Genomic DNA, 19,601 nt, shown 5'->3' with positions numbered 1-19,601 from the left:
TCCAGAGGTTTCGGGGGAGAGGACGAGGCTTCCAGCCTAAGAGCCCGCGGCCACCGCGCAGACCTCATCGCCGACGCCGCCCACGATGAGGCCGCGCTCGCGGAACGCCTGCAGCCAGCCGACCATGGGCCACTCGCCCCAGCGCTCGCGGAACACGTTCGCGTTGCGCGCGATGTCGGCGACGTGCTGCACGGGAGGCGAGGACGTCGGATGCCACTGGTGGTAGGCGCGGGCGCCACCCACCCAGGCGAGCCCAACCCCGGCGTCTTCCGCGAGTCGCGCGAAGTCGGTGTCCTCCCCGCCGTACCCGTCGTACCCCTCGAAGAACCCGCCGATCCGCTGCCAGGTCGCTGCGGTCGTTGCGAACGACAGCGACCAGAACAGGTTCCTGTCCTCGCCACCGACCACCGCTCCTGGAGACGGGGCGGGCCGGGCCGGGTGCGGGGCATCGAGCAGCTCGATGCGCTCGCCGTCGTAGCCGACAGGTCCCGGCTGCTCGAGGTAGGTGACCGGCCCGCTCAGCAGTGCCCCAGACCAGCGCGCATCAGCCGCAGCAGCGTGATACGAGGCGACGAGACCACGGCCGGGGATGCAGTCGACGTCGAGGAAGATCAGCAGCTCGGCGCCGCGCGCGAGGGCGACTCGAGCGCCCTCGTTGCGGGCGGCGGCGAGCGGGAGGGCGCTCGTGTCCGCGGCGACATCCACGACGATGCCGGCGAGGCGATCGGCGGCGGCGAGCCGTCCCAGCTCGGGATCGTCCATGGCCACCACGACCGTGTCGTCCGCGGGGTGGGACTGGCGGAGCAGGCCGGCCCGCAGCGCCCTGAGGTGCGAGTGCCTCCCGTGCGCGATCGTGATCACCGCGGTTCTCATCTGCTCGCCATCCGGTCGAGCAGGGCCGCGGCGCGCAGCGCGCCGGCCCCGTCGTTCCAGCTCGCCCAGTTGCGTCCGTCGAGACGTGCCGCCTCGTCGAGCAGTGCGGCCCAGTCGTCGCGCTCGAAGCTGTTCGTGACGATGACGGGCAGGCCGGGGGTGGCAGCGAGGACCCTGGCTGCGGCCGCCTGCTCGTCGTGCGGTCGATCCTGCGGGACGACGACGGCGGGAACCTGGGCGGCGGCGACGTCGGCGATCGCGCCCTGCCCCGCGTGCGTGAGGACAAGCGAGGCTTCGCGGATGCGCGGGCCGGGGTCGGCGACCCGGTTCCCGGGAGTCGTGCCGATCTCGTCCCATTCGACGCCGGGCGTCTGCCGCTTGGCCTCACGGATCTGCGCGGAGCTCATGCCGCCGCCGCCGCTTCCCGCGAGCACCAGGACTCGCGTGATGGGGCCGGGCCCGCGGCCCGTCGAGCGCTCGGCTGCGGAGATCGCGCCGACCGCGTGCAGGCGAGCCAGCACCCGAGCGGATGCGCCGGGCAGCATGCCCTCCGCGCTCGCGGGCCAGGCGGCGAGGACGGCATCCGACAGCCCGAATCCGAGGGTGTGCGGCGCGTCGGTGCGCACGCCGGGCAGCGCGACCGAGACCACGGGGACGCCGTGCAGGCGGGCGAGTGCCGCGACCTCCACCGACACGTCGGAGACGAAGAGGGTGGGCGCGGCGTCGGCGATCCAGGCGGAGATGCGAGCCATGCGCCGCCGCATGCCCTCGTCATCGACGGGGGCCCAGTGCAGTGCGCCGTTCGCCGTGGGCTCGAGCGGCGAGACAGCGAGATCGTCGCGCTCGAGCCGGATCCAGGGGCCGAGCCAGGCCTCGGGTTTCGGCAGCGTCGAGAGCCCCGTCACCGGGGTCGTGCACTCGCGTGCGATGGCGAGCGCACGTCGCGCGTGCCCGCCGCCTCGGTGGTGCACGTAGTAGCCGATGCTTCCCGTCTCGGACGAGCCTGTGTCGCTCATGCCGCTTCCTGCCTCTCACTCTGTGCGCCGCCGAGCAGCGCCTCGTACTCGTCGACCATCCGCTCGAGGGAGCAGAAGGCGACCGCGCGCTCCCGCGCACCCTCGCGGGGCAGCCTCGCGGCCTCGAGCAGCGCGGCGGCGAGAGCCGGCACGTCGTCGCGGGCCGCGAGCCTGCCGCTGCGCTCGTCGATGATCTGCGGCAGCGCGCCCCGATCGAAGGCGGCGACGGGCGTGCCGGCGGCGAGCGACTCGGCCGCGACGAGGCCGTACGGCTCGTCCCACCTCGGCGTCACGAGCGTCACGCTCGCCCGCCCGAGATGCTCGAAGAGGGTGGCCTGCTCGAGGTGCCCGAGGTACCGGATGCGCCCACCGAGTCGGGGGCGGATGCTGCGCTCGAAGTACTCGGGGTCGAAGATCGGCCCGGCGATGTCGAGGTCGACCTGCGCGAGCTCGGCGGCCGCGATCGCCAGATCCAGTCCCTTCTCCGGCACGATGCGGCCGGACCAGAACGCGGCGCCGCCGCCCGGCCCAGGCAGGAGACGGTCGGTGTCGACGCCGTTGAGGATCACGGTGCTCTCGACGCTGTCGGCCCAGGCGTCCCGCATGTGCGAGCTGACGGCGATGAAGGTTCCCGTGGACCCGCTGATGCGGACGGCCGACTCGATCCACCCGACGGGCGGCGTGTGCAGCGTCGTGAAGAAGGGCACCCCGAGCAGTCCGGACATGGCGACGGGAAGGTGGTGGATGCTGACGTTGAGCACCGCGTCGAAGCGCGCCGTCGCGGTCTGGGCGAGGTCGAGCATGAGCGCCAGGTAGGCGTGGTGCTCGTGCATCCACTCCACGGGCATCGCGCCCACGTCCTGGCGTGCCGTCTCGCTCATCGTGAAGCTCTCGACGGCGAGGTGCTCGACGCCCAGGGCGGGGTCCGAGCCGGGGGCCGCGAAGAGCGTCACCTGGTGGCCGCGACGCTTGAGCGCCAGGATCAGGGCATGGGTGTGCGACTCGAGCCCGCCGGCGAAGGGCTCGCTGATGGGGAAGCGGGAGGGGCCGATGACACAGATTCTCAACTCGCCACACGCTCCAGGCTCAGGACGGACGTGTACACGTCGTGGTGCGCGGCCGCGATCCGGCTGCGTTCGGCGGCACGCGCCTCGGGGTCGGGGCGTCGAGTCTGCGCGCGGGCTGCTGCGAGCACCGCGGCCTGCAGCGAGCCGACGTCGAGGGCCCCGGTGGGGTCTCGGTGGTACTCGAAGACGGGCCCCTGGTCGGCGAAGTAGCCCACGTCGGGCGCGATGACGGCCGTGCCGAGGTCTCGGCATGCCTCCATCCAGCCGGAATGCGTGCCGAAGCGATAGGGGAGCACCGAGGCGTCGAGCGACGCCAGGTAGTGCCACAGCTCTGTGTCGCTCAGGTAGTCGTGGATGCGCAGCTCGATGCGCCCAGCGTCGGCGAGCTCGCGGAGCCGGGCCGAGAGCTCCGGCTCGAACTTCGCGCCGGTGGGGTCGAGGAGCTCGCGGTGCCCGTTGACGAGCACATCGAGGGTCTCCTCCCGCGCGCTGAGGTCGACGAGCGCCTCGATGACGGGCAGCGGATCCAGGCTCGCGCGCAGGCTCTTCGCGTGCACGCCGACGCGGAACCGTCCGGCGGATGCGGCGCGCCCGTCGATTGCGGCCTTCGCTTCGTCCGGCTCCACGATGTGCGGGTGCGGCACGACGACCGGGCGGCGCCCCCAGCGGCGCTCGATCTCATCGGCGGCGCCTGCCGTGAGCGTGATGAGCCCATCCGCGGCCGGGATCAGGATGTCCAGGTGGGCGGTGTGCGCGTCCGGGGTGTCGTGGTGCGGGTTCGTGAGGTCGTGCACCGTGTAGACGAGCGGCTTGCCGTGCCTGAGCAGGGTCTCCACGATCGACCGGAGGGAGGCGGGGGAGAGGGCGTCGAAGCCGAAGTGCACGTGGAACACGTCGAACTCCGCGGCGTGCTCGTCGATCCAGTTCGAGTCGAGCATGACCGGTGGCCACCAGCGATCCGTGGCGGCTCGGCCGGACCCATCAGGGTGCGGGTCTGCAAGGCGGACCACCCGATGTGAGGAGGGCGCGGAGGAGACGGGAGCGAGGTGCCTGACGTAGACGTGTCCCGAGGGGACGCTCGCAACCCGGATGGTTCGGCTCGTGTCGCCGAGGAGTTCTGAAGTGCTGAGGGATGCCACTTATCCACATAACCAGGACAAGCGGAGGAGCGTGCGACTCTTGACAGTCCTCGGCCTCCGTGCATGCGTCGGCGGCTTCGTGTCGCTGACGGGTCAGTCGCCCGGGTACGGCTCCACGACCACGATGCCGACCCCGGGTCCGACCAGCAGATTCGCGGGCTCGAGGCGTCCCTCGCCGCGGTCGCCGCGCACCCAGAACCATTCGCCGGCGGCCACTCGGGCGAGGATATCCTCGCGGAAGGCGTCGACGTCGGCGACGAGCTTCGAGAACGTCTCACCCTGGTAGAGCAGCTCGATCCTGGTTGACGTGCTCATGTTCATGAGGTCCTCTCTGCGGGTTCGGCGATGACGGCTAGGCCCGCCTGCGAGTTGGCGCCCTGCACGAGCGCCTCGACCCACGAGCGGTTGATGTGCACCTGCCTGCTGCCGAGGAACTTGAAGCGGATGGGCACGGCCGGGTGCATCCATACGGTGCTTCGACCGTCCCCGCCGGCGTTGTTGTCCTTCCAGCTGAAGAAGAACGACTCTCCGCGGCGCAGCTTCGTGCCGATCGCGAGCTGGAGGTGTGCCAGCAGGCGGTCCTCGAAGTCGACGGTGACCTCGGAGTTGTAGATGAACTTCCCCACGCTGGATCCTGCTTTCTTGTCACTGGCACATGGTGTGCGCCGTCCATTATCACTCGCAGAGCGCCGACCTGTGGCCAGGGCGCCCGATCAGAGTTCGTCGAGCCAATCCGGATGGGGCACGCGCGGGTCGTTCGAGGAGCCTTCCTCGACGAGCCCCTCTGGCGCGTAGCTCTTGTTCTCGAGCTCGGCGCGCAGCTTCGTGAAGGTGGCGAGGGCCTGGCTGTCGTCGAACTCCGGGACCTCGGTGTCGACCGTCTCGGTGGCGATCTGGCTCGACGGACCGACGAGCACGGAGAGCATGTTCGAGGTGCCGTCCGCGTGCCGCACGGGGATCTCGACGATGCCGGCCTGGTGCACCTCGGCGAGTGCCGCCGCGTATCCCACGAGCTCTCGCGCGATCTTCGTGCTCGTGAAGTAGACACCACCTGCGTAGTGAAGCTGATCCATCGTTCCCCCAGACGGTCGCGGGCGTGCGTAATTTTCTGAGTCTCCCAGCCCCACTTGGGTGTGCTCGGAGTATTGCATTCTGATTCGTTGTATGAAGCTGATTCCGGGCTTTGCCAAATCGAAACCTGGCGTTCATCGCTCCGCCGCTACGCTCAGTGAAGTTCCTATGTATCGGCAGTGCCTGATTGGAGTCCGTGATGTCTACCCCTCAGCTCGACGCCCCGCTCTACCCACCGCTCTACGGAGCCAGCTTCGGGCAGGCGGTGAAGCGCTTCTTCAAGAAGTACGCCGTCTTCTCCGGCCGCGCGAGCCGCAGCGAGTACTGGTGGTGGTGGCTCTTCGGCGTCATCGTCAACGCCGTGTTCTTCCTCATCGGCTCGCTCACCGGCACGACCTCGGTCGACACCACAGAAGGATTCTCGGCGGCGACCCTCGGCAACCCCGTTGTCACGGTCATCCAGTCGATCTGGGGCCTCGCGATCCTCGTCCCTGGCCTCGCCCTGCTCTTTCGCCGCCTGCACGACACGAACCGCTCCGGCTGGTGGTGGCTGATCCTGCTCGTGCCGCTGGCCGGTCCGATCATCATGCTCGTGTTCCTGATCGGCGACTCGCGTCCAGAGGGCGCACGGTTCGACACCCAGTAGCCTCCCGCTCCGCAGAGACACGAAACCGCCGCCCTCGTTCGAGGGCGGCGGTTTCGTCGTTCGAGGCGGGAGGCGTCAGATCAGCGTTCGGGGTTCACGGCCTCGGCCACGGCGCCGAACCGGCCAAGAAGCCCGGAGAACACGCGCAGCTCGTCCGGCGTCCAGTCGCGCAGCACGGCGTGCAGCCGGTGCCGGTTGCGGGCCCGCACCTCGGTGACCCGCTCGACCGCGAAGGCGGTTGGGGTGAGGATGCGCGCGCGCCCGTCGTTCGGGTCCGCCCCGACGGTGAGCAGCTCGAACTCCTCGAGCATCCGAACCTGGCGGCTCATGACGCTCTTGTCGATCGCGAGCTGCTCGCCGAGGGTGCCGACGTGCGCGGTCTCGTGCTGCACGAGCGCCGAGAGGATCTTGTAGCCGATGGGCTGCAGCGAAGGATGCACGGCGACCGCGGACTCGCTCCACGTGGTGCGAACGCGCCGGTAGAACGTGCCGAGCTCCGACTCCACCGAGGCGATCGCCTCGGCGAAGTCGGCGTCGTCGGGTGACTCAGGCATGATGGCCATCCTAGGTGCGGTCTGCCTGCCGTCCCGAGTCCCCGAGGATCGGGATGGCGCCGGTGCGCGGGATGCCGACCATCGCCTCAGCGACCTCGACGAGATCCTCGGAGGTCGACTCCGCGGCCTTCTCGCGGGTCTGCGGCGACGCGTCCGCCTCGCTGCCGGAAGGGGAGGTCTCCTCGCCCTTGGCCCGCTGCACGGCGTTCTGCGTGCCGAGCTGGGCGTTCGGCAGGAAGGAGACGGCGATGAGCGTGACGATCGCGAGCGGCAGGGCTGCCAGGAAGATCGCGCCGACCGAGGTCCCGTAGGCGTCCTCGACGAGGACCCGCAGCCAGTCGGGCAGCGTCGCGAGCTGCGGGATGCTGCCACCCGCGAGCGACTGCGCGGCCGCGGCCTGCTGCTCCGGCGGCAGAGCGCGGACGCTCGTGGAGATCGTGTCGGCCACGACGGTTCCCAGGATCGAGCCCATGACGGAGACGCCGATCGTGCCGCCCAGGCTGCGGAAGAAGGTGACGGCGCTCGTCGCGACGCCCATGTTCTTGACCTCTGCCTTGTTCTGGACGACGAGGACCAGGTTCTGCATGACCATGCCGACGCCGGCGCCGAGCGCGAACATCGAGACGCCCACGTACAGGTATGGCGTGTCGTAGTGGAGGCGGCTCAGCAGGAAGAGCCCGACGACCATGAGCGCGCTGCCCGTGACGACGAACGCCTTCCACTTGCCGCGGCGGCTGATGAGGTTGCCCACGATGGTGGACGCGACGAGGAGACCCGCCATCATCGGGATCGTGAGGATGCCGGACTCGGTCGGGGTCGCACCGCGAGCGAGCTGCATGTACTGGCTCAGGAAGACGCTCGTGCCGAACATGGCGACGCCGACGGAGACGCTCGCGATGACGGCGAGCGTGAACGTGCGGTCGCGGAAGAGCGTGAGCGGGATGAGCGGCTCCTTGACGCGGAGCTCGACGAGGATCGCGATGACCAGGAGGAGGACGCCGCCGCCGACCATGAGGTACGAGGGCAGGGAGTTCCACTCGAACTGCGTGCCCGCGAGGGTCACCCAGATGAGGAGCAGGGACACACCGCTCGAGATGAGCACGATGCCGTAGTAGTCGATGCTCACCTTGCGCTTCTTCGGCTTCGGCAGGTGCAGGGTGACCTGCAGCAGGATGAGCGCGATCACTGCGAAGGGGAGGCCGACGAAGAAGTTCCAGCGCCACCCGAAGGCGTCGGTGATGACGCCGCCGAGGAGGGGGCCGCCGACGGTGGCCAGCGCCATGACGGCGCCGAAGAAGCCGGCGTAGCGGCCGCGCTCGCGGGGGCTGAGGATATCCGCCATGACGATCTGGCTGAGCGCGCCGAGGCCGCCGGCGCCGAGGCCCTGGAAGACGCGCATGGTGATGAGCATCGCGGGATCCTGCGCGAAGCCGGCGATCGCCGAGCTCACGACGAAGATGACGAGTGCGATCTGCAGGAGGAGCTTGCGGTTCGTGAGGTCGGCGAGCTTGCCCCAGATCGGGGTGGAGACGGTGGTCGCGAGCAGGGTTGCCGTGACGACCCAGGTGAACGCGCTCTGGTCGCCCTTGAGGTCGCTGATGATGAGCGGCAGCGAGGTGCTCACGACGGTCGACGCGAGCATCGACACGAACATGCCGAGCATGAGGCCGGAGAGGGCCTGCAGCACCTGACGGTGGCTCATTCCGGATTCGGTGAGCTCAGCGGCTGGTTTGGAGCTGGATCTGGGGTTCTTGCTGGACGACATCGACGCGGGGCCTCCTGGTAGTTGACAACGGTCAACCATACTCAGATGGTTGACCGTCGTCAACTACCAGAAAGGGCCCCGCGAACGGGGCCCTTTGCTGCATGCTCGAGACGCCGGAACGTGGCGTCTCGAGGGGTACTGCTAGTCGATCTTGCGCTTGAGGTTGTCGAGGCCCTCCTTGGCGGCGTCCTTGACGTCCTCGATCTTCTCCTTGAAGCCCGCCTTCGTCTGGTCGGAGCGGCCCTCAGCCTTCAGCGACTCGTCTCCGGTGACCGCGCCAGCGGCCTCCTTCGCGCGTCCGCCGAGGTCTTCTGACTTGTTCTGAATACGATCGTCGATTCCCATGAGGGGATGCTCTCAGGCGAACTTGGACGCCGCCTGTGGCGGAGTGGGGCTCAAGGCTGCGCGTGCCGATCCGCGGTGATCGACAGGGCCTCGAACACGGCGGCGACCGCCTCGTCGTCGCTCACCCCCAGCTCACGCGCCTCGACGGCGAAGGCCCTCGCGGCCGCCGTCAGTCGCACATCGCCGTTCCTGCCGTCCGCGGTCACGAACGTGCCAGCGCGGCCGCGGCCGACGACGACGCCCTGCTCCTCGAGGGCCGTGTAGCACTTCGCCACGGTTCCAGGCGCGACGCCGAGCGTCTCCGCCAGTGCACGCACCGGCGGCAGCCGCTCGCCGGCGAGCAGGTCGCCTCGCTCGACGGCGTCGATGATGGCCTCTCGCAGCTGCCGTCCTGGAGGGCTCGATGTGTCGCCCCCGAGGGTCAGGGAGGCGAAGAAATCAGCGGCGCTCACTGGCGCGGCCGCTTGCCTGGGCTCGTGTTCTCGTCGACGGCGGTGTCGGAGCCGAGCGAGATCTCTTCGTCGTCGTCCGGGTCGACGAGGTCGTCGAACATCGCAGCACTTGCGGCGTTCGCCGCCAGGTCGTGCTTCTTCTCGCGCTGGGGTCCGAATCCGAGCCACTTGCGTGTCGGGTAGTGGAGCTTCTCGCGCCGCCACCACAGCGTCGCGAGCACCAGCGTCGCGACGCTCGGCAGGAGCGCAAGCCACGCGCCGTAGGCGATCGGGTACTGGCCGTTCGCAGCATCCACGCGGAGGGTCGCGAAGGCGAAGAGGAACAGGATCCCGAGTGTCGCGAAGGCGGCGTAGAGCTGGAGGATCTTCGCGGAGATGACCGCGACCCCGGAGATGCGGAGGATCAGGACGACGACGAGCCCGATCAGCGGCAGCGTCGGCACGAGGCCGAAGAGGAACGTGCCGAACCAGTTGTAGCCGAGCGCCTCATCCATCTGGCTCAGTCCCGTGCCGGCGACCAGGAGCTGCCAGCCGTTCAGGGTCGGCGCGATGCGGTTGAGGGGGATCTCGGAGTTCCACCATGGGAAGAACATCGTCACGACCAGCAGGACCGCCAGTACGCCGAAGGCGATCTGCTTCGGGCGGTAGGCCGGGTACGACGACATCGCCGCCGTGTCCTCGACCAGCGAATCGTCCTCGTGCGCAGTAGCCATGCCCCCAGCCTACGAGGCAGGTTCGCAATCGTGGCTCCGAACGCGCAGACTGGATGCGGTCCGCACGGGCCAGCAAGGCGCAGTCGGCGAGAGGGGCAGCATGACGCAACGACACCACAGGCCCGTCCGCGTGCCATCGCAGGCGTTCGAGGCGCTCGTCGGCGCCGACGACCCAGCAGCGGTGAGCCGCGTCGCGCACGACACGGCCCGGGCGCTCCTGCAGCGAGCCCGTGGCGAGGGCGACCAGGCGGTCGTCGCGCGCCTCGTGGCCTACGCCGACGAGAACGGCATCGACGAGATCGCCGAGCTCTGGGCCGGTGCCACCTCGCGTTCCCTGCCAGGCGCGCTCTGGCGCCTCTACCTGCTGCGGCAGGCCGTGCGCGCCAATCCGGCCGAAGCGAGCTACCTCTTCCGCCGAGGCTACGAGGTCGACCGCTCCATCAGCTCCGTGGTCGCCGGTGCCGCGACCCCCACCGGGCCGGAGGAGGTCGTCGCCCTCGCCGACGTCATCCTGCATGGCGCCTTCTCCGGTGACTTCGCCATCGCCCTCGAGCGAGCCGCCGCGTTCTGCCGCGTCATGTCGCAGGGGGCGACGAGCCTCGCGAAGGACGAGGAGAGCGTCGTGCCAGCCAGGGCGCGCCAGTCGACGCGACGTGCCATCCGGTACCTGGAGATGGGCGACGACCTGCACGCCTCCGCGGGTCTCTGGCGCATCGACGCGCTCGACTGAACGATCGGCCGAGGCGCCTCGTCGCGGCTAGGACTCTCGGCTCAGCGTGACCGCCTGACGTTCTGCGCGGTTGCCCGAGCGGAGTCCGCGCGCGAGCTCGACGGCGGCAGCGGTGAGTCTCGTCACCTCGGCCCAGTCCTGCTGGTCGACGGCAGACGGTGGGAGCATCCACGAGCCGCCCACGGCGAGCACCGCCGGGATGGCGAGGTAGTCGCCGAGGTTCGCGGCGTTCACTCCGCCGGTGGGCACGAATCTCACGTCGCCGAACGGCGCGGAGAGGGCGGCGATCGCCTTGGCGCCCCCATTCGTCTCTGCGGGGAAGAACTTCACCGTCTCGATGCCCAGCTCCAGGGCGGCCTGCACCTCGGTCGCGGAGGTTGCGCCAGGGAGGACCGGGATGTCGTGGGCCCTGCACCGCTCGACGACGGCACGGCTCAGGCCGGGGGAGACGATGAACGAGGCTCCCGCATCCACGGCGATGTCGACCTGTGCTGGGGTGAGCACCGTTCCGGCGCCGACGAGCACTCCGCCGCGGGCGGCGAGAGCGGCGATCGTCGAGGCGGCGGCGCTCGTCCGGAAGGTCACCTCGGCGACCGGGAGCCCACCGTCGGCGAGTGCCTCCGCGATGCCGAGGCCCTCGGCGGTGGTCTTCGCGGAGACCACGGGAACGATCGAGTGCTCGGCGAGACGAGCAAGGATTTCGTGCAAGAGAACCTCCGTTGGCTGCCTTGTGTTCCAAGTGGAACCCAATGATCATATTATTGGAGATCCTACCGAGAGTCGCCACCGCGCACGGCCCCGATCGGCAACGACGCCCACGAGTGGAGCAGAACCATGAAGATCCTCGCCCTCGAGTCCAGCACCACGTCAGCGAAGACGCTGATCTTCGACTCCGACACCCAGGAGGTGCAGGTGCGGACTCGGCGATTCGAAGTCGCCGGGCCCGACCCTGCCGTCCGCGACGCGGAGGGCATCTTCACCCAGCTCATCGCCCTCGCCCGTGAATCCGTCCGCGGGCACGACGTCGACGCCCTGGTGCTGTCGAACACGTACCACGGCCTCGGGCTCGTGACCCAGGACCTCCAAGCGGCCACGCCCGTCTACGAGTGGCCCTTCACGGGAGCCCAGGGGCTCTGCGCCGAACTGCGCGGCGATGCCGAGCTCACCACCTGGTTCTACGAGCGCACGGGGTGCATGGTGAACGCCAGCTACCCCGCCTTCAAGCTCGCCTACCTGGCCCGCCAGGGCGTGGAGATCGCCGGGCGCAAGGTCATGGACCAGGGGAGCTTCAACTTCCTGAGGCTCACCGGCCTCCCGTGGACGAGCTACTCTCTCGCCTCGGGAACCGGCCTGCTCAACGTCCGCACCTCCGACTGGGACCTCGAGATCCTCGAGACCCTCGGCGTCGCCGGCGTCGACTTCCCCGAACTGCACGACAGCGAGGAATCCGCCCCGCTGCTCGCCGACGTCGCGACCTACCTCGGCATCCGCCCCGGAATCCCCGTCCTCGTCCCCGGACCGGATGGCGGCCTCAGCCAGGTCGGCGACCTCGCCGGGCTCCCCGGCGACATGACGTTCTCCATGGGAACCAGCGGCGCCATGCGGTTCGCGACCCTCGAGCCGTCCCTCTCCCCGCGGCTCAGCACCTGGGCCTACCGCTCCCCGCTCGGCTGGCTCAGCGGCGCCGCCACGAGCGGATGCACGAACTGCGTCGACTGGGCGAAGGACAGGTTCTTCGGCTCGGACGCCCAGTTCTCCGAGATCGAACCCCAGCTCGTTCAGGGACGGGACGAGCTGCCGACCTTCCTGCCCTTCCTCTACGGCGAACGGTGCCCAGGCTGGCAGGACCAGCGGCTCGGCGGGTTCGTCGGCCTCGAGCCCCGGCACGGGCGCGTCGACATGTACCAGGCCGTGCTGCAGGGAGTTGTGCTCTCGCTCTACCACTGCTTCCGCGAGCTCACCGCGATCAACGGCATGCCGACCCGCGTCCTCCTCTCCGGCGGAGTCCTCTCCTCGCCGTTCTGGACCCAGATGACGGCAGACGCCTTCGGGGTCGAGATGGAGGTGTCGTCGCTGCAGCACAGCTCGGTGGTCGGCGCCGTTCGCCTCGGGCTCCGCGCCGCCGGACTCAGCGAGGACCAGCCGGCGTTCCGGAACACGGAGACGCAGCGCGTCATCCCGAACCCCGCCATGCGGGACTACTACGACCGCGCCTTCGCAAAGTACCTCGACGCCTACGACCGTACGAGCACCGCACCGGATGCGCGTGCTGAGTCCCTCACCGGAGGCAACGCCTGATGCGCATCCTGATCACCCCCACCTCGCTGAGCCGAACTCCGGACGCCGAAGTGCTCGCCCCGCTGCGGGACATGGCCGACGAGCTGATCTTCAACACGCTCGGGCGCCCGCTCACCTCCGAGGAGCTCGCTGAGGCCCTGCCCGGGATCGACGGCGTCATCGCCGGCCTCGACACCTACGACGCGGCAGCGCTCGCGGGAGCCGACCGCCTCCGGGTGATCTCCAGGTACGGTGTCGGCGTCAACAACGTCGACCTGGCGGCCGCAGCGGGGAAGGGCATCCACGTCACCAGGACGCCCGGGGCCAACGCCTCCGCGGTCGCCGAGCTCGCGATCGGCCTCGCCTTCGCCGTCGCCAGAGAGATCCCCAGGCTGCACGCGGAGGTCGCAGACGGCGGCTGGCCGCGAGGCAGCGGCATCGAGCTCGGCGGGCGCACCTTCGGGGTCGTCGGCTTCGGCGCGATCGGTCGGATCGTCGCCGAACGAGCCCGCGGCATCGGGATGCACGTGCTCGCCTACGACCCCTTCGTGCCGGCCGCCGCCATCGCAGAGACCGGAGCTGCGCCAGCCAGCCTCGACGAGCTCTTCCGAGCGGCCGACGTCGTCAGCCTGCACGTTCCGCTCCTCGAGAGCACCCGCCACGTCGCCGACGCCGCACGCATCGCGGCCATGAAGCCAGGGGCGATCCTGCTCAACACCTCGCGCGGTGGCCTCATCGACGAGGCGGCTGCCCGCGAGGCGCTCGACGCCGGGCACCTCTTCGGGGTCGGCCTCGACGCCTACGAGACGGAGCCGCCGCAGGACTCGCCGCTGCTCGGCCACCCGAGGGTCGTCGCGACGCCGCACAGCGGGGCGCACACGGCCGAGGCGGTCGCCAGAATGGCGAGCGGGGCCATCCAGAACCTCGTCGAGGAGCTCTCCGGACGGCCCAGCGTGCATCGCGTCTAGGGCGTGTCGGCTGTCTCCGACTCGAGCTCTGGGGTCTCGCCGATGGCTGCGTCGTGGATGATGAGCACCTCGCCCAGGATCGTGTCGAGGTAGCCCTTCGAGTGCCTCTCGGCGGCGAGGGGGTCGCCGTCCGCGATCGCCTGCGCAGTGAGCACGTGGTTGTGCAGCGCGTCGTGCAGCGGCCTCGCCGGCGTGAGGCCCAGGTTCGCGCGGCCGGCGAGCACCTGGGCGATCGGCTCCTTGACGGCCGCGAGCAGCGCGTTGCCGCTCGCATCCAGGATCAGGTCGTGGAACTCGATGTCTGCCTGCAGGTACTCGGGGGAGTCGCCGCGCTCGTTGGCACCGAGCGCCTGCAGCTGCGCGGCGAGCTCGAGCAGGCGAGTCCGCTCGTGCTGCGAGGCCCGCGAGGCGGCGAGCTTCGCGGCGACCGGCTCGATCGCCGATCGGAGCTCGGTGAGCGCGACGAGCTGCTGGCTGCGGCTGTTCCCTCGCAGCCGCCAGCGGATGAGCGTCGTGTCGAGCGCGTTCCATTCGCGCGTGGGCTGGACGGTGATGCCGACTCGTCTCCGCGAGACGAGCAATCCCATGGACTCCAGCACGCGGACGGCTTCGCGCACGACGGTGCGGGACACGGCGTAGTGCTCTTCGAGAGCCGCGAGGGTGAGGACCTGGCCAGCCTCGAGCTCGCCTCCCGCGATGCGGACGCCGAGGTCGTCGAGCACCGACCCGTGCACTGCCTGCGCCATGCGCACCTCTCCTCGCTCACCGCAACGATATAGATATGATCACAACTTGAAATAAGTATGATCATTATGCGAGGCTCGAACCACACTGAGTGTCGCCAGAACCCGCGTTCCGAATCATCGCAGATCGCGAACGGCCTCACCCTCACGGCACCGCTGCACGGTCGCACGGTCCGAATTCCAGAAATCGACGGAGATCACCATGGAAGAAGAATGGACCCAGACACTGGGCACCGCACCGCTGCTCGGCATCGCAGCAGGAGCCATCGCGCTCATCCTGATCCTCATCATCCGCTTCAGGCTCCACGCGTTCCTGACCCTGGTGATCGTGTCGCTCCTCACGGCGCTCGTCGCGGGCGTCCCCGTCTCGGCCGTCGCGAGCACCCTCACCGGCGGCTTCGGCAGCACCCTCGCGACCGTCGCGCTCCTCATCGGCTTCGGCGCGATGCTCGGCCGCCTCATCGAGCACTCCGGCGGCGCCAAAGCCCTCGCTGACAAGCTCGTCGACGTCTTCGGCGAGAAGCGAGCCCCCTTCGCACTCGGCATCGCCTCGCTTATCCTCGGCTTCCCGATGTTCTTCGACGCCGGCCTCATCATGATGCTGCCCATCGTCTTCGCCGTCGCACGCCGGGTCTCGGGCAACAACGTCCTCCTCTTCGGCATCCCCGCGGCGGCCGCCTTCTCGGTCATGCACGTGTTCCTCCCGCCGCACCCCGGCCCCGTCGCCGCCACCGAGCTCTACGAAGCCAACCTCGGCGTCGTCCTCCTGCTCGGCCTCATCATCGTGTTCCCGCTCTGGTACGTCTCCGGTTACCTGTGGGGCAAGTTCGTCGCCAAGCGCATCCAGCTCCCCGTCCCCGCGCTCTTCGGCGACCTCGACGAGGACCAGCCGAAGAACCCGCCGAAGGTCTCCACGATCATCCTGCTGCTCCTGCTGCCGATGGTCCTCATCTTCCTCAACACGGGCATCTCGGCCCTCGCCAGCGCCGGAGTCGTCGACGGCGACGCGATCTGGGCCCAGGCCGCGGTCCTCCTCGGCAACTCGCCCATCGCGCTCCTCATCGCAGTCGTCACGGCCAGCATCGTCCTCGGCACGCGCCGCGGCGAGAACGGCACCGCGCTCGAGAAGATCCTCGACTCCTCCCTCGGGCCGATCTGCTCCGTCATCCTCATCACCGGCGCCGGCGGAATGTTCGGCGGCGTCCTTCGCGCCTCCGGCATCGGCGACGCGCTCGCCGACACGCTCAGCGACCTCGGTCTGCCCCTCATCGTCGCCGCCTACGTCATCGCCGTCGTCATCCGCGTCGCACAGGGCTCGGCCACCGTCGCCCTCGTCACCGCGGCCGGACTCATCGCTCCCGCAGTCGTCGCGGCCGACCTCAACGAGTTCCAGGTCGCCACGATCGTGCTCGCCACCGCCGCGGGCTCGGTCTTCGCCGGCCACGTCAACGACTCCGGCTTCTGGCTCGTCGGTCGCCTCATGGGCATGGATGTGAAGACGACGCTCAAGACCTGGACGGTGCAGCAGACCATCGAGTCGGTCACGGCGTTCGCGTTCGTGCTCGTCATCTTCTTGGTCGCGTCGCTCTTCTGAGCCTGACCCGGAACGCCCCGTCTGCGTGACACCACCTCACAGAGCAGGAACAGCATGGATCTCTTCACCCTCACGGGCAAGCTCGCCCTCATCACCGGGTCATCGCGCGGCCTCGGCCGTTCGCTCGCCACGGCGCTCGCCGACGCTGGCAGCACGATCATCCTCCACGGTCGGGACGCCGAGGCGCTCGCGACCGCTGCCGCGGAGCTCGAGGAGCGCACGGGACGCCCCGCGCACATCGTCTCCTTCGATGTCACCGATGCGGCTTCCGTCGAGGCCGGAATCGCGGCCCTCATCGCCGAGCACGGGGTGCCGGATATCCTCGTCAACAACGCGGGGCTCCAGCGGCGAGCGCCGTTCGCGGAGTTCAAGGTCGAGGACTGGGATGCGCTCGTCGCCGCCAACCTGAGCGGCGTCTTCTACGTCTCCAGGTTCCTGGCCCCCGCCATGATCGAGCGCGGCTCCGGCAAGATCGTCAACATCGGCTCGGTGCAGTCGCTCCTCGCCAGGCAGACGATCGCCCCGTACTCGGCCACGAAGGGTGGCGTCGCCCAGCTGACGAAGGGCATGGCGGCCGACCTCGCCAGACACAACGTGCAGGTCAACGCCATCTCGCCCGGCTACTTCGCGACCGAGATGAACCGAGCCCTCGTCGAGGACGAGCAGTTCAACAGCTGGCTCATCAACCGCACCCCGGCGCAGCGCTGGGGCGCGTTCGAGGAGCTCGCGGGCACCCTGATCTACCTCAGCTCCGACGCCTCGAGCTTCGTGTCTGGGCAGAACATCTTCGTCGACGGCGGCATGACCGCGGTCGTCTGATCCCGGTCACCGCCGACCATCTCGCACCAGGACACGCAGGAGACACCATGCGCGCAGCGTTCATCGAAAGCAAGGAAGCACTCGACCTCGCCGAGGTCGACACCCCGGAGCCGGGGGAGGGGCAGGTCCGGATCCGCGTCGACTACGTCGGCATCTGCGGCTCCGACCTCCACTACTACTTCGAAGGCGCCAACGGCGCCTTCGTGGTGCGGGAGCCGCTGGTCCCAGGTCACGAGCTCTCCGGCAGGGTCGACCTCGATCCCCTCGACGAGTTCGCGACCGGTGCCCCCGTCACCGTGCATCCCGCCACGTTCGGCACCCCGAGCCGCGAACTCGAGGACTCGCCGCACCTCTGGCCAGGCGGCGCCTACCTGGGCAGCGCATCCACGACCCCGCACACGCAGGGCGCGCTGAGCGAGTACCTGCTCGTCGACCGCGGCATGCTCCGCAGGCTCCCAGCCACGCTGCCGGTCCGACGCGCCGTGCTCGCCGAGCCCCTCGCCGTCGCCCTCCACGCCCTCACCAAGGCGGGAGACCTGACCGGCAAGCGAGTGCTCGTCACGGGGGCCGGCCCCATCGGCCTCCTCACCATCGCCGCAGCCCGCGTCAAGGGCGCAGCGCACATCAGCGCGACCGACGTGCTCGCCGGCCCGCTCGCGCGCGCCTCCGCCATGGGAGCCGCCGAGGTGATCGACGTGAGCCGCGAGCAGGTGCCCGCCGACAGCTTCGACGTGGTCTTCGAATGCTCGGGCGTCGCCGTCTCCGTGTCGAGCGCGTTCGCGGCGGCCAAGCCCGCGGGAACCGTCGTGCAGGTGGGCATGGTCCCGAACGAGCCACGACCCATCAACCTCGCCCCGTTCATCTCCAAGGAGCTGCGCGTCTTCGGCACGTTCCGCTTCAAGGACGAGATCGACGAGGCGATCGTCATCCTCGACGCGCATCCCGAGATCGAGCAGGTCATCACGCACGAGGTGCACGCCGACGACACCGTCACAGCCTTCGGCCTCGCTCGGAACTCGGAGGAGTCCGGCAAGGTCATCGTCGCTGTCTGGCCAGAGGGCTGAGCCGCCACGCCGTCTGTTCGCCGTCAGCCAACACGGTGCACAGCGGCCGTCGATCCCAGTAAACTCGACGACGCCGGGCCGCAGTAACCCCGGGCTCCAATATTCGCCGCTGCGAGCGGCCTTCCGCCGAGAGGCGTTCCTGCGGCCTGGCTTTTCTTCTGCCTCCGCGACTCGGCGCAGGCCGGCGGCCCTCGCCCGGCCTCGCCTCGCCCGGCCTCGCCTCGCCCGGCCTCGCCCGGCCTCGGCTCAATCTGGCTCGCGCCCTCGCGCACGCGTCGGCGGTCTCGGGATGGCTTTCACGCTTCGGGATGGGAAGCAACCCATCCGGATGCGCGAAAGCCATCCCGAAGCGCTGCCGGTGATGCTCCACGAGACGGCAGGCAGGGTCGATCGCCGAGGTGACGCACCTGCACTCGCGCGCTCTTTCGTGCCCGCGCCCGGGTCGCGCTCGCGCACGCGCGCGCACGCGTCGGCGGTCTCGAGATGGCTTTCACGCTTCGGGATGGGAAGCAACCCATCCGGATGCGCGAGAGCCATCCCGAAATGCTGTGGGCGGTGTTCGAGGGGCATGCGCCGGGTCGATCGCCGAGGCGACGCATCTGCGCTCGCGCGCTCTTTCGTGCCCGCGCCCGGGTGGCGCTCGCGCACGTGCGCGCACGCGTCGGCGGTCTCGGGATGGCTTTCACGCTTCGGGATGGGGAGCAACCCATCCGGATGCGCGAAAGCCATCTCGAGACGTGGCGAGAGACGCGCGACGAGGGTGCGTCGAGCCCGGAGGATGCACGCCGATGCCGGTGCCGGTGCCGGTGCCGGTGCAGGTGCAGGTGCAGGTGCAGGTGCAGGCGCAGCTGCTCGCGCTGCTCGCGCTGCTCGCGCTGCCCGCACGCCGCGCCCGCGCGCCCGCGCGGATGCCGAGCACGACGGCGGCGGCCCCGGCGATGAACGCCGGGGCCGCAGTCGTGGATCGGGGGAGTGCGGGTCTAGCCGAAGCGGCCCGACACGTAGTCCTCCGTCGCCTGGACGGACGGGTTCTCGAAGATCGTCTTCGTCGTGTCGTACTCGATGAGCTTGCCCGGCATGCCGGTGCCGGCGATGTTAAAGAACGCCGTCTTGTCGGAGACACGCGATGCCTGCTGCATGTTGTGGGTCACGATAACGATCGTGTACTCGGTCTTGAGGTCCTCGATGAGGTCCTCGATCGCGAGCGTCGAGATCGGGTCGAGGGCCGAGCAGGGCTCGTCCATGAGCAGCACGTCGGGGGAGACGGCGATGGCGCGGGCGATGCAGAGACGCTGCTGCTGTCCGCCGGAGAGGCCGGAGCCGGGGAGGTCGAGGCGGTCCTTGACCTCCTTCCACAGGTTGGCTCCCTGCAGCGACTTCTCGACGAGGGCGTCGGCGTCGCTCTTGGAGATCTTCGTGTTGTTGAGCTTCACGCCGGCGAGCACGTTCTCGCGGATCGACATCGTCGGGAACGGGTTCGGGCGCTGGAAGACCATGCCGACCTGGCGACGAACGAGGACGGGGTCGACGCCGGGGCCGTAGAGGTTGTTGCCGTCGATGAGGACCTCACCGTCGACCCACGCCTTCGGGATGACCTCGTGCATGCGGTTGAGCGTGCGGAGGAACGTCGACTTGCCGCAGCCGGATGGGCCGATGAAGGCGGTGACGCTGCGGGGTTCGATGACCATGGAGACGTCTTCGACGGCCTTGAACTTGTCGTAGTAGACGTTGAGGTCGTTGACTTCGATGCGCTTGGACACTGTGT

22 protein-coding genes are annotated in these 19,601 nt (G+C 69.5%); 7 read left to right on the top strand and 15 right to left on the bottom strand.

Features of this window, described 5'->3' with window-relative positions:
• Positions 1-36 precede the first annotated feature (36 nt).
• The 7 genes from C5E05_RS05530 to C5E05_RS05500 form a co-directional block, all read right to left on the bottom strand.
• Positions 37-873: a glycosyltransferase family 2 protein gene (locus C5E05_RS05530; protein ID WP_104242354.1), complete on the bottom strand. Its 837-nt coding sequence runs from the start codon at positions 871-873 to the stop codon at positions 37-39.
• A complete protein-coding gene (locus C5E05_RS05525; protein ID WP_104242352.1) occupies positions 870-1,889 on the bottom strand; it encodes a glycosyltransferase in 1,020 nt (339 codons plus the stop codon). The genes C5E05_RS05530 and C5E05_RS05525 overlap by 4 nt, the downstream gene beginning before the upstream one ends.
• The gene (locus tag C5E05_RS05520; RefSeq protein WP_104341346.1) at positions 1,886-2,956 is read right to left on the bottom strand and encodes a glycosyltransferase; all 1,071 of its coding nucleotides are present in this window, start codon (positions 2,954-2,956) and stop codon (positions 1,886-1,888) included. Before C5E05_RS05520 ends, C5E05_RS05525 begins: the two co-directional genes overlap by 4 nt.
• Positions 2,953-4,095 (bottom strand): glycosyltransferase, encoded by a 1,143-nt coding sequence (locus C5E05_RS05515; RefSeq protein WP_104341345.1) that lies wholly within the window; start codon positions 4,093-4,095, stop codon positions 2,953-2,955. The genes C5E05_RS05520 and C5E05_RS05515 overlap by 4 nt, the downstream gene beginning before the upstream one ends.
• Before the next feature lie 93 nt (positions 4,096-4,188).
• A complete protein-coding gene (locus C5E05_RS05510; protein WP_104242346.1) occupies positions 4,189-4,410 on the bottom strand; it encodes a hypothetical protein in 222 nt (73 codons plus the stop codon).
• 2 nt (positions 4,411-4,412) lie between these two features.
• Entirely contained in the window at positions 4,413-4,721 is a 309-nt protein-coding gene (locus C5E05_RS05505) for an ATP-dependent DNA ligase (RefSeq protein ID WP_104242344.1), read from the bottom strand.
• 87 nt (positions 4,722-4,808) lie between these two features.
• Complete coding sequence (locus C5E05_RS05500) at positions 4,809-5,168, bottom strand: hypothetical protein (RefSeq protein ID WP_104242342.1); 360 nt, start codon at positions 5,166-5,168, stop codon at positions 4,809-4,811.
• Between the two features lie 197 nt (positions 5,169-5,365).
• Between C5E05_RS05500 and C5E05_RS05495 the strand changes: the two genes are divergently transcribed.
• Entirely contained in the window at positions 5,366-5,812 is a 447-nt protein-coding gene (locus C5E05_RS05495; RefSeq protein ID WP_104331746.1) for a DUF805 domain-containing protein, read from the top strand.
• Between the two features lie 80 nt (positions 5,813-5,892).
• On the opposite strand, the gene C5E05_RS05490 is transcribed toward C5E05_RS05495, so the two are convergent.
• From C5E05_RS05490 to C5E05_RS05470, 5 genes are all read right to left on the bottom strand, one after another.
• Positions 5,893-6,366, bottom strand: coding sequence for a MarR family winged helix-turn-helix transcriptional regulator (locus tag C5E05_RS05490; RefSeq protein ID WP_181057920.1), 474 nt, complete (start codon positions 6,364-6,366; stop codon positions 5,893-5,895).
• 10 nt (positions 6,367-6,376) lie between these two features.
• The gene (locus tag C5E05_RS05485; protein ID WP_104242782.1) at positions 6,377-8,068 is read right to left on the bottom strand and encodes an MDR family MFS transporter; all 1,692 of its coding nucleotides are present in this window, start codon (positions 8,066-8,068) and stop codon (positions 6,377-6,379) included.
• A 204-nt stretch (positions 8,069-8,272) separates the two neighbouring features.
• Positions 8,273-8,476, bottom strand: a complete 204-nt coding sequence (locus C5E05_RS05480) for a CsbD family protein (RefSeq protein ID WP_104242336.1) — start codon at positions 8,474-8,476, stop codon at positions 8,273-8,275.
• Positions 8,477-8,526: 50 nt separating this feature from the next.
• On the bottom strand, positions 8,527-8,928 hold the full coding sequence (locus C5E05_RS05475) for a GntR family transcriptional regulator (protein ID WP_181059389.1): 402 nt from the start codon (positions 8,926-8,928) through the stop codon (positions 8,527-8,529).
• Positions 8,925-9,641 (bottom strand): hypothetical protein, encoded by a 717-nt coding sequence (locus C5E05_RS05470; RefSeq protein ID WP_104242332.1) that lies wholly within the window; start codon positions 9,639-9,641, stop codon positions 8,925-8,927. The genes C5E05_RS05475 and C5E05_RS05470 overlap by 4 nt, the downstream gene beginning before the upstream one ends.
• 100 nt (positions 9,642-9,741) lie before the next feature.
• Between C5E05_RS05470 and C5E05_RS05465 the strand changes: the two genes are divergently transcribed.
• On the top strand, positions 9,742-10,371 hold the full coding sequence (locus C5E05_RS05465) for a DNA-directed RNA polymerase subunit beta (protein WP_068495464.1): 630 nt from the start codon (positions 9,742-9,744) through the stop codon (positions 10,369-10,371).
• A gap of 27 nt (positions 10,372-10,398) precedes the next feature.
• On the opposite strand, the gene eda is transcribed toward C5E05_RS05465, so the two are convergent.
• On the bottom strand, positions 10,399-11,079 hold the full coding sequence (eda, locus tag C5E05_RS05460) for a bifunctional 4-hydroxy-2-oxoglutarate aldolase/2-dehydro-3-deoxy-phosphogluconate aldolase (RefSeq protein WP_104242330.1): 681 nt from the start codon (positions 11,077-11,079) through the stop codon (positions 10,399-10,401).
• A gap of 126 nt (positions 11,080-11,205) precedes the next feature.
• Between eda and C5E05_RS05455 the strand changes: the two genes are divergently transcribed.
• Both C5E05_RS05455 and C5E05_RS05450 read left to right on the top strand, forming a co-directional pair.
• The gene (locus C5E05_RS05455; RefSeq protein ID WP_104341344.1) at positions 11,206-12,669 is read left to right on the top strand and encodes a gluconokinase; all 1,464 of its coding nucleotides are present in this window, start codon (positions 11,206-11,208) and stop codon (positions 12,667-12,669) included.
• Positions 12,669-13,616 carry a phosphoglycerate dehydrogenase gene (locus C5E05_RS05450; protein ID WP_104341343.1) on the top strand — a complete coding sequence of 316 codons (948 nt, stop codon included), beginning with the start codon at positions 12,669-12,671 and terminating at the stop codon, positions 13,614-13,616. Before C5E05_RS05455 ends, C5E05_RS05450 begins: the two co-directional genes overlap by 1 nt.
• Here the strand turns inward: C5E05_RS05450 and C5E05_RS05445 are convergent.
• Positions 13,613-14,362, bottom strand: a complete 750-nt coding sequence (locus tag C5E05_RS05445) for a FadR/GntR family transcriptional regulator (RefSeq protein WP_104341342.1) — start codon at positions 14,360-14,362, stop codon at positions 13,613-13,615. The two genes, C5E05_RS05450 and C5E05_RS05445, sit on opposite strands and share 4 nt — an antisense overlap.
• Positions 14,363-14,561: 199 nt before the next feature.
• On the opposite strand from C5E05_RS05445, the gene C5E05_RS05440 reads away from it, so the two are divergent.
• From C5E05_RS05440 to C5E05_RS05430, 3 genes are read left to right on the top strand one after another with little or no spacing between them, the layout of a single operon-like run.
• Positions 14,562-15,953: a GntP family permease gene (locus C5E05_RS05440; protein WP_104341341.1), complete on the top strand. Its 1,392-nt coding sequence runs from the start codon at positions 14,562-14,564 to the stop codon at positions 15,951-15,953.
• A gap of 54 nt (positions 15,954-16,007) precedes the next feature.
• Positions 16,008-16,772, top strand: coding sequence for an SDR family oxidoreductase (locus C5E05_RS05435; RefSeq protein ID WP_104341340.1), 765 nt, complete (start codon positions 16,008-16,010; stop codon positions 16,770-16,772).
• 47 nt (positions 16,773-16,819) lie between these two features.
• Entirely contained in the window at positions 16,820-17,836 is a 1,017-nt protein-coding gene (locus C5E05_RS05430) for an L-idonate 5-dehydrogenase (RefSeq protein ID WP_104341339.1), read from the top strand.
• A 980-nt stretch (positions 17,837-18,816) separates the two neighbouring features.
• On the opposite strand, the gene pstB is transcribed toward C5E05_RS05430, so the two are convergent.
• Entirely contained in the window at positions 18,817-19,596 is a 780-nt protein-coding gene (pstB, locus tag C5E05_RS05420) for a phosphate ABC transporter ATP-binding protein PstB (RefSeq protein WP_104241957.1), read from the bottom strand.
• Between the last annotated feature and the right edge of the window lie 5 nt (positions 19,597-19,601).

This window comes from Pseudoclavibacter sp. AY1H1 (assembly GCF_002931055.1).
Classification (GTDB): Bacteria; Actinomycetota; Actinomycetes; order Actinomycetales; family Microbacteriaceae; genus Pseudoclavibacter.
This window is presented reverse-complemented; position numbering and strand designations above follow the sequence as displayed.

Bases quoted from the DNA above. Each gene is read 5' to 3' on its own strand.
- C5E05_RS05530 (WP_104242354.1), bottom strand. From the start codon at position 873: ATGAGAACCGCGGTGATCACGATCGCGCACGGGAGGCACTCGCACCTC.
- C5E05_RS05525 (WP_104242352.1), bottom strand. From the start codon at position 1,889: ATGAGCGACACAGGCTCGTCCGAGACGGGAAGCATCGGCTACTACGTG.
- C5E05_RS05510 (WP_104242346.1), bottom strand. From the start codon at position 4,410: ATGAGCACGTCAACCAGGATCGAGCTGCTCTACCAGGGTGAGACGTTC.
- C5E05_RS05500 (WP_104242342.1), bottom strand. From the start codon at position 5,168: ATGGATCAGCTTCACTACGCAGGTGGTGTCTACTTCACGAGCACGAAG.
- C5E05_RS05495 (WP_104331746.1), top strand. From the start codon at position 5,366: ATGTCTACCCCTCAGCTCGACGCCCCGCTCTACCCACCGCTCTACGGA.
- C5E05_RS05490 (WP_181057920.1), bottom strand. From the start codon at position 6,366: ATGCCTGAGTCACCCGACGACGCCGACTTCGCCGAGGCGATCGCCTCG.
- C5E05_RS05485 (WP_104242782.1), bottom strand. From the start codon at position 8,068: ATGAGCCACCGTCAGGTGCTGCAGGCCCTCTCCGGCCTCATGCTCGGC.
- C5E05_RS05480 (WP_104242336.1), bottom strand. From the start codon at position 8,476: ATGGGAATCGACGATCGTATTCAGAACAAGTCAGAAGACCTCGGCGGA.
- C5E05_RS05470 (WP_104242332.1), bottom strand. From the start codon at position 9,641: ATGGCTACTGCGCACGAGGACGATTCGCTGGTCGAGGACACGGCGGCG.
- C5E05_RS05465 (WP_068495464.1), top strand. From the start codon at position 9,742: ATGACGCAACGACACCACAGGCCCGTCCGCGTGCCATCGCAGGCGTTC.
- C5E05_RS05455 (WP_104341344.1), top strand. From the start codon at position 11,206: ATGAAGATCCTCGCCCTCGAGTCCAGCACCACGTCAGCGAAGACGCTG.
- C5E05_RS05450 (WP_104341343.1), top strand. From the start codon at position 12,669: ATGCGCATCCTGATCACCCCCACCTCGCTGAGCCGAACTCCGGACGCC.
- C5E05_RS05445 (WP_104341342.1), bottom strand. From the start codon at position 14,362: ATGGCGCAGGCAGTGCACGGGTCGGTGCTCGACGACCTCGGCGTCCGC.
- C5E05_RS05440 (WP_104341341.1), top strand. From the start codon at position 14,562: ATGGAAGAAGAATGGACCCAGACACTGGGCACCGCACCGCTGCTCGGC.
- C5E05_RS05435 (WP_104341340.1), top strand. From the start codon at position 16,008: ATGGATCTCTTCACCCTCACGGGCAAGCTCGCCCTCATCACCGGGTCA.
- C5E05_RS05430 (WP_104341339.1), top strand. From the start codon at position 16,820: ATGCGCGCAGCGTTCATCGAAAGCAAGGAAGCACTCGACCTCGCCGAG.